The organism is Jatrophihabitans sp. (assembly GCF_036000465.1).
Taxonomy (GTDB): domain Bacteria; phylum Actinomycetota; class Actinomycetes; order Mycobacteriales; family Jatrophihabitantaceae; genus Jatrophihabitans.
This window is the reverse complement of sequence record NZ_DASYFV010000046.1, coordinates 36514-49003: the sequence shown is the minus strand read 5'-3', so window position 1 is coordinate 49003 and position 12490 is coordinate 36514. Positions and strand designations below refer to the sequence as shown.

Sequence of the window (12490 nt, the reverse complement as noted above, 5' to 3'; positions counted from 1 at the left end):
ACCGCAGAAGACGAGGCGGCCCGGGTCAGGGGTTCCCGGCCGCCTCCCGGACGGCTGCTGCCACTGCTTTGGGCACGGCGGGGTCGAAGACGGACGGGACGATGTAGGTGGCGTTGAGCTGCTCGTCGGACACGCAGTGCGCGAGCGCGGAGGCGGCCGAGAGCAGCATGGCGGTGGTGACCTCGCTGGCCCGGGCGTCGAGCAGGCCGCGGAACACGCCGGGGAACGCGAGCACGTTGTTGATCTGGTTGGGGTAGTCGCTGCGGCCGGTGGCGAGCACCGCGGCGAGGTGCTGCGCGGCATCGACGTCGACCTCGGGGTCGGGGTTGGCCAGCGCGAACACCACCGGCGAGGCGGCCATCTCGCTGATCCACTCCGCGCGCAGCACGCCCGGGCCGCTGACTCCGATGAACACGTCCGCACCCTGCAGCGCCGACTGCAGATCACCGGTGACCCCGGCCGGGTTCGTCAACGCCGCCAGCTCGCGCTTGGACGGGTTCAGCGTCGCGTCGTCGGGGGCGAGGATGCCCTCGCGGTCCCAGACGAGGATGTTGCGCGCCCCGCCGGCGACCAGCAGCGACACGATCGCGGTGCCGGCCGCCCCGCCGCCGGCGACCACGATCCGCGCCGACCCGATCTCCTTGGCCACGCAGCGCAGCGCGTTGGTCAGCGCGGCGAACACGACGATCGCGGTGCCGTGCTGGTCGTCGTGGAACACCGGGATGTCCAGCGTCTCGCGCAACCGGCGCTCGATCTCGAAACAGCGCGGGGCCGAGATGTCCTCCAGGTTGATGCCACCGAACCCGGGCGAGATGGCCTGCACCACTCGCACGATCTCGTCGGCATCCTGGGTGTCGAGGCAGATCGGCCAGGCGTCGATGTCGGCGAACCGCTTGAACAGCGCGGCCTTGCCCTCCATCACCGGCAACGCCGCGCCGGGGCCGATGTTGCCCAGCCCGAGCACGGCCGACCCGTCGGTCACCACCGCCACGCAGTTGCCCTTGATGGTCAGCTTCGCGACGTCCTCCGGGTGCTGCGCGAGCGCCAGCGACACCCGCCCCACCCCGGGCGTGTAGGCCATCGACAGGTCGTCGCGGGTGCGCAGCGGCACCTTTGGCTGCACCGAGATCTTGCCGCCCAGGTGCAGCAGGAACGTCCGATCACTCACTCGGTGCACCGTCACCGCGGGCACCGCCCGCATCGCGTCGACGATCTCGGTCGCGTGCTCGCCGTTCACCGCCGAACACGACACGTCCACCGTGATCCGGTCACTGCGCGACTCCGACACGTCGATCGCCGTCACCAGACCACCCGCATGCCCCACCGCCGTCGCCAACTCCCCCACCACCGACGGCGACGGAGCCGCGTACAGCCGAACGGTGATCCCGTACGACGCACTGGTCGGCAGCGGACGGTGACGCGCAGAGTCGAGATCGGTCATGGGGGCCATCCTGCTCCACCCGTCGCCACGCGCCGCATTTCGGACCTGCGACGCGATCACAGCGGCGCAGTGAAAGGATGGTCGGCGGACGTGTCCTTCGCCACGTCGCACCACTGCGAAACGTCACACCGAGGTGACCAGAGATGACCGACACGCACGCCGGCGCCGACGCTGTCGCCGAGCAGGCAACCGTCGACCCGACCGTCTTCGCCCGCCGCTACCTCGCGCATGCGGGCAGCCAGCTCGCCGGCCGGGCCGGTGAGGCCCTGGCCGGGCATGCGCGCGACGCGCTCGCCTTCGGCCGGGTCCGGCCGTGGGGGCAGACCCTGCTCCAGGTCGTGGATCTCGACGGCGAGACCACCGCGATCGACATCGTCTCCGCCGACGCGCCGTACATCATCGAGTCGCTCGTCGCCGAGCTCGAGCGCAGCGGGCACCCGCCGGAGCGGGTGCTGCACCCGCAGATCGTGGTCACCCGCGATCCCGGTGGCGTGATGACCCGCGTGTTCGACATCGACGACAACGCCGACGTGCCCGAGGGCGCGATCGTCGAGTCGTGGGTGCACGTCGAACTCGACCTGGTCCCGGCGGCCGACCAGAAGGCGCTCGCCGCCGAGATCACCGGCGTGCTCGACGACGTGCTGCACGCGGTCAACGACGCGCCGCACATGTATCACCTGGTGCGCATGCTCGCCGACGAGCTCGCGGCCAACCCGGGCCACTTCGACCGCGAGACGAGCGAGGAGGCCGGCGAGCTGTTGCGCTGGTTGGCCGACGGCAACTACATGATCCTCGGGCACGCCGCGTTCTCGGCCAACGAGCTCGCGAGCCCGAAGGCCCGCAGCGACGACGAGGACGCCGAGGGCGTGCTCCGCGGCGCGGCCCGCATCTCGCCGCTCGAGCTGCTGCCCGCGTTCCGCAGCGGCGCCCCGCTCGTCATCTTCAAGTCCCCGCTCGTCTCGACCGTCCGCCGGTCGGTGCACTACGACTGCGTCACCGTCGTCACCCCGGCCGGCACCGGCGGGCCGCAGATGATCCACGTCTTCCTCGGCCTGATCACGAACTCCGAGGACGGCACCGTCGGCCGCGTGCCGGTCGTGCGCCGACGCATCGCCGAGATCCTGCTGCGCTCGGGCGTGCGGGCCGACAGCCACACCGGCCGCCGCCTGCTGGCCGCGCTGCGCACGCTGCCCCGCGACGAGCTGCTCGAGGCCCCGACAACCGACCTGCTGCGCCTCGCCCAGCTCGTCGTCGACCGGGCCGAGAGCCACTCGGTGGGCGTGTTCGCGCGCATCCACCTCAACCGCGACTTCGTCAGCGTCCTGGTCTACTTCCCGGCCGACCGGTTCGGCCCCGAGACGCGGCGCAAGGTCTGCTCGGTCATCAACCGCTACTGGCCGGGCGACATCATCGGCCGCGACGACCGCATCGTCGAGCTCAACCTGGCCCGCATGCAACTGCTCATCGCGGTGCGGCCGGGCGCGCAGCCGCCGTCGCCCGACCGCCCGGTCGTCGAGGCCGAGGTGGCCCGGGTGACCCGGCGCTGGAGCGACGACCTGCACGACCTGCTCGCCGCCGCCGTCGGCGACGACGCCGCCGAGGACCTGATGCGGGTCTACCGCGAGGCCCTGCCCGAGGCGTACAAGGAGGACTTCGGCGCCGACACGGCCGCGCGCGACATCCTGCGGCTGCAGTCGCTGCCGCCCGAGAACGGGCTGGCCTTCGACCTCTACACCCCCGATGCGGACGACGAGGCCGACAAGCGGCTCAAGGTGTTCCGCACCGGTCAGGCGGTGTCGCTGGCCCGCGCGTTGCCGATCTTCACCCAGATGGGCATCGAGGTCCTCGACGAGCGTCCCTACGAGGTCAGTGCCGCGAGCAGCGCCGGCGCCGCGTGGATCTACGATTTCGGGCTGCGCCTGCCGGCCGGCCACGAGTTCGACGAGGCCAGGTCGGCCAACTTCATAGAGGCCGTGCGGCTGCTCTGGCTCGAGCAGATCGAGCAGGACGGCTTCAACGCGCTCGTCGTGCGCACCTCGATGACGTGGTGGCAGGCCAACGTGCTGCGCTGCTACGCGAAGTACCTGCGCCAGGCCGGCACCACCTTCAGCCAGGGCTACATCGAGCAGGCGCTCGTCGACAACGCGCACATCGCGCAGGAGATCGTCGAGCTGTTCGAGTCGCGTTTCGACCCGGACCGCGAGGACGAAGCCCCTCTCGTCGCCGCCGACGGCCAGAGCGTCGGACGGGTCGACGCCATCGAGGCGTTGCTCGCCGACGTCGCGAGCCTCGACCAGGACCGCATCCTGCGCTCGGTGCTCGGACTCGTGAACGCCACGCTGCGCACGAACGCGTACCGCACCGACGACCAGGGCAACCGCCGTACCGCGATGGCCGTCAAGCTCGACCCGCGCCTCATCGCCGACCTGCCCCAGCCGCGTCCGCGCTTCGAGATCTGGGTGTACTCGCCGCGGGTCGAGGGGGTGCACCTGCGCTTCGGGTCGGTGGCCCGCGGTGGCCTGCGCTGGTCGGACCGGCGCGAGGACTTCCGCACCGAGATCCTCGGCCTGGTCAAGGCGCAGATGGTCAAGAACGCCGTCATCGTCCCGACCGGCGCGAAGGGCGGCTTCGTCGCCAAGCGGCTGCCCGACCCCAACGTCGACCGCGACGCCTGGCTGGCCGAGGGCATCGCCTGCTACAAGACGTTCATCAGCTCGCTGCTCGACCTCACCGACAACTACCTGCCCGACGGCGACGGCGGCCAGCTGGTCTCGCCGCCCCCGCAGACCCGCCGCTACGACGCCGACGACCCGTACCTCGTCGTCGCCGCCGACAAGGGCACCGCCACGTTCAGCGACATCGCCAACGGCATCGCGATCGACTACGGCTTCTGGCTGGGCGACGCGTTCGCCAGCGGCGGTTCGGTCGGTTTCGACCACAAGGCCATGGGCATCACCGCCCGCGGTGCGTGGGAGTCGGTGAAGTACCACTTCCGCGAGCTCGGTCTCAACACCCAGACCGAGGACTTCACCGTCGTCGGCGTCGGCGACATGTCGGGCGACGTGTTCGGCAACGGCATGCTGCTGTCCGAGCACATCCGTCTCGTGGCCGCCTTCGACCACCGGCACGTCTTCCTCGACCCCGACCCGGAAGCCGCCCGATCCTTCGCCGAGCGGCAGCGGCTCTTCGACCTGCCCCGCTCGTCGTGGGCCGACTACGACGCCGACCTGATCTCCGAGGGCGGCGGCGTCTGGTCCCGCACGCTCAAGTCGATCCCGATCTCGCCCCAGGTGGCGACCGCGCTCGGGCTCCCCGTGGGCGTCGGCAAGCTGACCCCGACCGACCTCATCCACGCGATCCTGCTCGCGCCGGTCGACCTGCTCTGGAACGGCGGCATCGGCACCTACGTCAAGGCCTCGTGGGAGACGCACGCCGACGCCGGTGACAAGACGAACGACCCGGTACGCGCCGACGCCAACGAGCTGCGCTGCCGCGTCGTCGGTGAGGGCGGCAACCTCGGCCTCACCCAGCAGGGCCGCATCGAGTTCGCGCAGTGCGGCGGGCACATCAACACCGATGCGATCGACAACTCGGCCGGCGTCGACACGTCCGACCACGAGGTCAACCTCAAGATCCTGCTCGACCGCGCGGTGCTGTCCGGCTCGATCACCCACGAGGAGCGCAACGCCCTGCTCGCCGAGTCGATCGACGAGGTCGCGAAGCACGTGCTGCGCGACAACTACGACCAGAACGTACTTCTGGGTATGGCGCGCAAGCTGAGCCCGTCGCTGGGCTCGGTGCACCTGCGGTTCATGCAGGAGCTCGAGGAGGCCGGCGAACTCGACCGCGGCCTGGAGTTCCTGCCCTCGGACGCCGAGATGGCGAGGCGCGAAGCCGAGGGCATCGGCCTGCTGTCGCCCGAGAACGCCGTCCTCGTGGCGTATTCGAAGATGACGCTCACCGCGCACATCGAGGACTCCACGCTGCCCGACGAGCCGTGGTTCCAGCGGGCCCTGGCCGGTTATTTCCCGCCGCGCATCTCGGCCCGCTTCGCCTCGGACCTGCCGGGCCACCCGCTGCACCGCGAGATCATCACGACGGTGCTGGTCAACGACATGATCAACCACGCCGGCACCACGTTCGTCCACCGCGCGATCGAGGAGACGGGCGTCGATCTCGCCGAGGTCGCCCGCGCCTACAGCATCGTGCGCGCGGTGTTCGACCTGCCGACGCTGTGGGCGGCGATCGAGGAGCTCGACAACCAGGTGCCGACGAGCGCGCAGCACGCCGGCTACCAGGAGATCCGGCGCCTCATCGACCGCGCCACCCGCTGGTTGGTCGACGTCCGCTTCCCGATCACCGATGTCGCCACCGAGATCGAGCGGTTCCAGCCCGTCGTGCACCAGCTCGGCGCGCGCACGCCGGATCTCATGCGCGGGGCCGAGCGCCAGGCGCTCTACGACGACGCCGACAAGCTCATCGTGCTCGGCCTGCCGCGTGATCTGGCGCTGCGCCTGGCCGAGCTGCTGAGCGCGTTCCTGCTGCTCGACGTCGTCGAGATCGCCGAGGCCACCGGGTGCGACGCTCCCACCGTGGCCGAGCTGCACTACGCCATCTCGGAGCGGCTCAGCGTCGACGAGTTGCTGACCCGGGTCACGGCTTTGCCCCGCGACGACCGCTGGTCGACGCTGGCCCGCTCGGCCGCGCGGCACGACGTCTACGCGGCGCTGTCGGCCATCACCACCGCGGTGCTGCGCTCGACCGACGCCGGTCTCGGTGCCGACGAGCGGATCGACGCGTGGGCCGAGGCGCACGTCGAGCGGGTCGAGCGGGCGCGCACCACGGTGCGGGCCGCCCTCGACCGCGAGGTCGTCGACCTGGCCACCCTGTCGGTGGCGTTGCGGGTGCTGCGCGCGCTGCCGACCTGATCGGAGCTAGGCGGTCGCGCCGCGGGCGGACGACACCGGCACGCGGGCCCAGACCTGCTTGCCCCCGCCGTCCGGGGCGACGTCGACGCCCCACTCGGCCGAGAGCGCCTCGACGATGGCGAGCCCGCGGCCGCTGGTGGCGGTGAGCGCGGCCTGGCGCGCGGCCGGGAGGGCCTCGCTCGGGTCGGTCACGCGCACGGTGATGTCGGCGTCGCCGACGTCCCAGCTGACCTCGAGGTCGCGTCCGGCGGCGGCGCAGTGGACGACCGCGTTGCCGACGAGTTCGCTCGCGACGAGCACGGCGTCGTCGCAGGCCGATGGCGGGACGCCCTGGGCGGTGAGGTCGGCGGCCAGCTCGGCCCGCACGGCGCCGGCGCTCGCGAGGTCATGCCGTACTGCCAGCACGCCCACGCCGCTCGACTCCTCACCTGATCGCCCGGAAATCCAATGTAGTCGGGATTCCCCGCGGAGGGCGGGCGATAAACGCAAGCGGTCTCAGGTCACTGGACGCTCTGCCGGTGCTCGAGCAGGGCGCGCACCTCGCCGGGGCGGTCGGTGATGATCGTGTCGACGCCCAGGTCGAGGACGAAGCGGACATCCTGCGGCTCGTCGACCGTCCACACGTAGACGGGTAGGCCGCGCGCGTGGGCCCGGGCGACGAAGTCGGGGTCGGCCTTGAGCAGGTGCAGTCCTGGGCCGGCGATCGACACGCCGGCGGGCAGCATGCCGTCGCGGCGCAGCGGGTAGAGCCGGTCCATCAGCAGCACGGTGGGGATGTTCGGGGCGAGCAGCCGGATCCGACGTACTGCCGTCGGGGCGAAGCTCATGACCACGACGCGGTTGTCCATGTCGGCGGGCTGGCGCAGCGAGGGCGCCGGACCGGCCGGCCCGGCCCAGCCGAAGCGGTCGAGCAGCTCGACGAGCGTCTTCTCGACCAGCCCTCCGTAGCGCGTCGGGTGCTTGGTCTCGATCAGCAGCCGCACCTCGCGATCGGCGTCGTGCACGAGCCCGAGCAGCATCTCGAGCGTCAGCACCCCGCCGCCCCGCTCGACGACGTCCGGGTCGACCCCGTCGTGATACGGACTGTCCGACAGCAGCGCGTCGGCCGAGTCGGGCAGCTCCCCGCGCCAGGACGAGAAGTTCAGCCGCGACAGGCTGGGCAGGTCGAGCTCGCTCACCACGCCACGACCGTCCGAGGTGCGGTTGACGGTGCGGTCGTGCACGCAGACGAGGTGCTCGTCGCGGGTCATCCGCACATCGCACTCGAGGGCGTCGGCCCCGAGGGCGATCGCGCTCTCGTAGGCCGCGAGGGTGTGCTCGGCGACCTCCGACGACGCGCCGCGGTGGGCGACGAGCATCGGCCGGGACGGTGGCTGCAGAGGCGACCGTTGGGCGCGCGGTCTCACGGCTGCCATGGTGCCCGTCCGAGGTGGACGGTGGGTGACGCCGGGCCGAACGGGCGAGACCGAGCCACTGCGGGGGTCGGGTCAGACGACGCGGGGCGTCGCACCGCCGTCGGCCTCCATCGCGTGGCCGGCGTGCTCCCACGCGAGCATCCCGCCGCTCAGGTTGGCCGCGGAGTAGCCCTGCCGGCACAGCCACGCGGTCACCTGGGCCGAGCGGCCGCCGACCTTGCAGACGACGACGATGTCGGTGTCGGGGGCCAGCGGGGCCGGCTCCTCGGTCATCCGCCGGGGCAGCTCCGTCATCGGGATGTGCAGGGCGCCGGCGATGCGCCCGGCGGCCCACTCGTCGGGCTCGCGGACGTCGAGCAGCAGCGCCCCGGCGGGCAGACTGTCGACGGAGACGGTGGGGACATCGGCGGGCATCACGCCCCCGAGCCTAATTGGCGTTACTTGATGAGCTTCGAGAGCCTGCGGTCGGCGAGCTCGCGGCCCTCGGTCTGGCAGGTGGGGCAGTACTGGAAGTTGCGGTCGGCGAAGGAGACCTCGCGGACGGTGTCGCCGCAGACCGGGCAGGGCAGGCCGGTGCGGGCGTGCACCCGCAGGCCGCTGCGTTTCTCCGACTTCAGGGTGGCCGCCTGCTGCCCGACGGAGCGGGCGACGGCGTCGGTGAGGATCGTCCCGATGGCGTCGTGCAGGCGGGAGAGCTCGTCGTCGGTCAGCTTGGCCGAGTTCTTGAACGGCGACAGCTTGGCCGCGTGCAGGATCTCGTCGGAGTAGGCGTTGCCGATGCCGGCGAGCACCGACTGGTGCGTGATCGCCCGCTTGATCTGCTGGCTCTGCCCACCCATCAGCCTGGCCAGTTCGGCCCGGCTCACGCTCAGCGCGTCGGGCCCGAGCGCGGCGATGCCCGGAACCTCCTGCGGGTCGCGCACCAGGTAGACCGCGAGGCGCTTCTGGGTGCCGGCCTCGGTGAGGTCGAACCCGGCGACCGGCCCCTCCGGGAACTCGGGGGCGAGGTGCAGGCGGAACGCGATCGGGCCCTTCCCGCCCGGCCGCAGCGGTGTCTGGGAGAGCGAATCGCGCCACTGCAGCCAGCCGGCCCGCGACAGGTGGGTGATGAGGTGCAGGCCGTCGATCTCGAGGTCGAGGAACTTCCCGTGGCGGGACGCCCCGGTGACCATCGAGCCGTACATCGCGCTCAGCGGCGGGGCGAACGTCTTCACCGCGTTGATGGCGGCGACGTCGGCGCGCATGACGGCCCGCCCCACCGCGCGCTCGCGCAGGAAGGTGGCGAGCGCCTCGACCTCCGGTAGCTCCGGCATGTGATCACCCTAATGCTCACCCCGACGCCGGACACGGCCTACATTCGCACCTGTGGGTGACTGCGCCGTCGAGACCCGCGGGCTGACCATCGTCCGGGGCGGCACGACGGTGCTCGATCGCGTCGACCTCGAGGTGGCGGTCGGGACGGTCACCGGACTGCTCGGACCCAGCGGCTCGGGCAAGACCACGCTCATGCGGGCGGTGATCGGCACCCAGCGCATCAGCGGCGGTCAGGTGCGCGTGCTCGGGCGGGCGGCGGGCGACCCGGCGCTGCGGGCCGAGGTCGGGTACGCCTCGCAGGAGGCGTCCGTGTACGACGATCTCACCGTGCTGGAGAACGTCCGCTACTTCGCCGCCGCCGTCCGCGCGCCGGCCTCGGACGTCGCCCGGGTCATCGACCAGGTCGATCTCGGCGGCAACGCGTCGCAGATGACCGGCCGGCTGTCCGGCGGGCAACGATCCCGGGTCAGCCTGGCCGTGGCCATGCTCGGCGCGCCGCGACTGCTCGTCCTGGACGAGCCGACGGTGGGCCTGGATCCGGTGCTGCGCGAGGATCTCTGGTCGCTGTTCACCCGGCTCGCCGCCGACGGCTGCACGCTGCTCGTGTCGAGTCACGTGATGGACGAGGCCGAGCGGTGCGCGCGGATCGTGCTGCTGCGCGAGGGACGCGTCGTCGATCACGACTCGCCGGCCGAGCTGAAGCGCCGCACCGGCACGACCACGATGGACGCGGCGTTCCTGCGCCTCATCGTCGGAGCGACGCCATGAGCGCGGCGATGTCGCGGGCCACCGCCCGGCGGGTGCTGACCCAGCTGCGCCACGACCCGCGCACGATCGCGCTGATGGTGGTCGTGCCCTCGGTCCTGATGGTCATGCTGCGGTACGTATTCGACTCGGCGCGCGTCTTCAGCAGCGTCGCGCCGGCGCTGCTCGGGTTCTTCCCGTTCCTGCTGATGTTCCTGGTCACGTCGATCACGACGCTGCGCGAGCGCTCGTCCGGCACCCTCGAGCGGCTGCTGACGACGCCGATGGCCAAGCTCGACCTGCTGGTCGGGTACGCCGTCGCGTTCAGCCTGGTCGCGATCGTCCAGGTGGCGGTCGCGGTCGCGGTCTCGCTGGCCCTCGGCCTCGACCTCGTCGGGCCGCTGTGGGCGCTGCTGCTGGTGGCGCTGCTCGACGCGATCCTCGGGGTCGCGCTGGGGCTGTTCGCCAGCGCGTTCGCCCGCACCGAGTTCCAGGCCGTCCAGTTCATGCCGGTCGTCGTGCTGCCCCAGCTGCTGGTGTGCGGCCTGTTCGCGCCCCGCGCGGCGATGACCGACGTCCTGCGCTGGTTCTCCGACGCGATGCCGCTGTCCTACGCCGTCGAGGCCCTGGAGCAGGTCGCCGGCCGCGACACGCTCGGGGTGAACTACGTGCGAGGGGCCATCGTGCTCGCCGCCTGCGCCGCGGCCGCTCTCGCCGGGGCCGCCGCGACGCTGCCCCGGCAGACCGCCTGAGGGCTCACCCGGCCAGCTGCTCCCGCGGGAAGGTGACGCCGGTCGTGCTGTGGCAGCGGTAGCCGTTCGGGTTCTTCGCGAGGTACTGCTGGTGGTAGGCCTCGGCGTAGTAGAACTGCCCGAGCCGAGCGATCTCGGTGGTCACCGACCCGTAGCCGCGCTCGGCGAGGGTGGCGGCGAAGACCGTGCGGGCCTGCTCGGCCACCGCGAGCTGGGTGTCGTCGGTGACGTAGATGCCCGAGCGGTACTGGGTGCCGATGTCGTTGCCCTGCCGCATGCCCTGGGTCGGGTCGTGGATCTCGAAGAAGGTCGCGATCAGCGCGGCGAGGCTCGTCTGCTGGGGATCGAAGACGACGAGGACGGCCTCGGTGTGCCCGGTGAGCCCCGAGCAGACCTCCTCGTAGGCGGGGTGCGGCGTGATGCCGCCGGTGTAACCGACCGCGGTGGCCCAGACCCCCGGCTGCTCCCAGTAGATCTCCTCCGCGCCCCAGAAGCAGCCCAATCCGAACACGACCTGCCCGAAGCCGTCCGGGAACGGCGGCTTGATCGGGCGGCCGGTGACGAAGTGGGTGTCGGGAACGGCGAAGTCGTAGTGGTCGCGCCCGGCGAGCGCGCGCTCAGCAGACACGAGTTGGGTCTTGGACCGGGAGAAGAGCATGCATCCGAGGCTACGCAGGACGTACTCTCGATGCCATGACGCAGTGGGGTCTCGACACCCTCTTCAATCCGGCCAAGCGGCACATGGATGAGGAGAAGCGCCGCCTGCAGTCGACCCGCGAGGAGGTCGGCGACAACTCGGGCGGCAAGCGCATCGACTTCGAGTCGGGCAAGGTGTCGATCAAGCGGGCGGCCGGCGAGGACGCCGACGAGGCCACGACTGACGAGGCCACGAGTGACGAGGCCACGAGTGACGACGCCCAGGCGGCGAAGCCGGAACCGAAGCCGGCGAAGAAGGAGCAGAGCGCCGCGGCGATCCGGGCCGCCGAGCGGCGCAAGCGCAAGTCCGGCTGACCCGCGGCCGGCGGGCGGCGAAGGACCCGGAAGTCGGATCCGACCCCGAACATGCGGAAGCCCCCGGTGAGCGGGGGATTCACCGGGGGCCTCCAACGACTGCGCGGAGATCGTTCCGATGAGCGGGGGATTCACCGGAGCTACCTGTTGCAGTCATCGACCCGTTCCGACAAGCGGGGGATTCATCGGAACGTATCGATTGCTTCTGTGCCAGCGGGAGCCAACCGGCCCTCCCGGTGTCTCCCTCACTGACAAGAACAACAATGACCGAAGGACCGTGTGAGGTCAAGGTGAAGAGCACGAATTACAAGCTAGTAATTCGGCCGAGATCAATTTATGGCCAGCAGACATAGGACAAAAGCGGGCATACCGACCACATGAGCACGTTGACCCCACGAGAAGATCACAGTCGGTGTCGCGTTTCCGGGGGTGCCGGCGTGGGGCGGTCGTCGCGCGCCGCGGCGAGTCCAGCCGGAGTGGATGTTGACCGCCGCATCACGTGACCCTCAGTGATGGCGTCTTGCGGCGATTCGTGACGGCTCGTGATCGGAGGCCGGATCACGACACGCCGTCGTCCGCCGGTAGCTCCCACCCACCGCCGTGCACCCGCTGTACCAGGTCGTTGAGGACGGGCGCCAGGACCTGGGGAAAGCCACCGAGCTGGACGGCGATGCTGAACCGATCGGTGCTCACGGCGCTGGCCGGATCCGCCCCCTCGACGACCATCCGCTCGCTCAACGTCAGCACCTGGAACGCCAGCCCGCGCGCGTTCAGGAAGGCCGTCACCTGCTCGACCTCGTGCTCGTCCACCGTCTGGACGAACACCTGACCCTGCAGCCATCCCGTCATGTCCATGGGCCCATCCTGCCCTCCCCGGTCGGACAA

At 71.2% G+C, this 12490-nt stretch carries 11 protein-coding genes; 4 read left to right on the top strand and 7 right to left on the bottom strand.

Features of this window, described 5'->3' with window-relative positions:
- Window positions 1-25: 25 nt before the first annotated feature.
- A complete protein-coding gene (locus tag VGN18_RS15285; RefSeq protein WP_327540566.1) occupies window positions 26-1441 on the bottom strand; it encodes an NAD-dependent malic enzyme in 1416 nt (471 codons plus the stop codon).
- Between the two features lie 143 nt (window positions 1442-1584).
- On the opposite strand from VGN18_RS15285, the gene VGN18_RS15280 reads away from it, so the two are divergent.
- Window positions 1585-6369 carry an NAD-glutamate dehydrogenase gene (locus VGN18_RS15280; RefSeq protein ID WP_327540565.1) on the top strand — a complete coding sequence of 1595 codons (4785 nt, stop codon included), beginning with the start codon at window positions 1585-1587 and terminating at the stop codon, window positions 6367-6369.
- Between the two features lie 6 nt (window positions 6370-6375).
- Here VGN18_RS15280 and VGN18_RS15275 read toward each other — a convergent pair whose 3' ends face one another.
- From VGN18_RS15275 to VGN18_RS15260, 4 genes are all read right to left on the bottom strand, one after another.
- Window positions 6376-6780: an ATP-binding protein gene (locus VGN18_RS15275; protein WP_327540564.1), complete on the bottom strand. Its 405-nt coding sequence runs from the start codon at window positions 6778-6780 to the stop codon at window positions 6376-6378.
- An 89-nt stretch (window positions 6781-6869) separates the two neighbouring features.
- On the bottom strand, window positions 6870-7727 hold the full coding sequence (locus VGN18_RS15270; RefSeq protein ID WP_327540563.1) for a glycerophosphodiester phosphodiesterase: 858 nt from the start codon (window positions 7725-7727) through the stop codon (window positions 6870-6872).
- 129 nt (window positions 7728-7856) lie between these two features.
- Window positions 7857-8198 (bottom strand): rhodanese-like domain-containing protein, encoded by a 342-nt coding sequence (locus VGN18_RS15265; RefSeq protein WP_327540615.1) that lies wholly within the window; start codon window positions 8196-8198, stop codon window positions 7857-7859.
- Between the two features lie 23 nt (window positions 8199-8221).
- Window positions 8222-9097: a DNA-formamidopyrimidine glycosylase family protein gene (locus VGN18_RS15260; RefSeq protein WP_327540562.1), complete on the bottom strand. Its 876-nt coding sequence runs from the start codon at window positions 9095-9097 to the stop codon at window positions 8222-8224.
- Window positions 9098-9149: 52 nt separating this feature from the next.
- Here VGN18_RS15260 and VGN18_RS15255 point away from each other — a divergent pair, with 52 nt between their 5' ends.
- Window positions 9150-9866: an ABC transporter ATP-binding protein gene (locus VGN18_RS15255; protein WP_327540561.1), complete on the top strand. Its 717-nt coding sequence runs from the start codon at window positions 9150-9152 to the stop codon at window positions 9864-9866.
- A complete protein-coding gene (locus VGN18_RS15250) occupies window positions 9863-10594 on the top strand; it encodes an ABC transporter permease (RefSeq protein WP_327540560.1) in 732 nt (243 codons plus the stop codon). Before VGN18_RS15255 ends, VGN18_RS15250 begins: the two co-directional genes overlap by 4 nt.
- A 4-nt stretch (window positions 10595-10598) precedes the next feature.
- On the opposite strand, the gene msrA is transcribed toward VGN18_RS15250, so the two are convergent.
- Window positions 10599-11252, bottom strand: coding sequence for a peptide-methionine (S)-S-oxide reductase MsrA (gene msrA, locus VGN18_RS15245; protein ID WP_327540559.1), 654 nt, complete (start codon window positions 11250-11252; stop codon window positions 10599-10601).
- A gap of 35 nt (window positions 11253-11287) precedes the next feature.
- On the opposite strand from msrA, the gene VGN18_RS15240 reads away from it, so the two are divergent.
- Window positions 11288-11605 carry a DUF6191 domain-containing protein gene (locus tag VGN18_RS15240; RefSeq protein WP_327540558.1) on the top strand — a complete coding sequence of 106 codons (318 nt, stop codon included), beginning with the start codon at window positions 11288-11290 and terminating at the stop codon, window positions 11603-11605.
- Between the two features lie 558 nt (window positions 11606-12163).
- Here the strand turns inward: VGN18_RS15240 and VGN18_RS15235 are convergent.
- A complete protein-coding gene (locus VGN18_RS15235) occupies window positions 12164-12460 on the bottom strand; it encodes a hypothetical protein (RefSeq protein ID WP_327540557.1) in 297 nt (98 codons plus the stop codon).
- Window positions 12461-12490 lie beyond the last annotated feature (30 nt).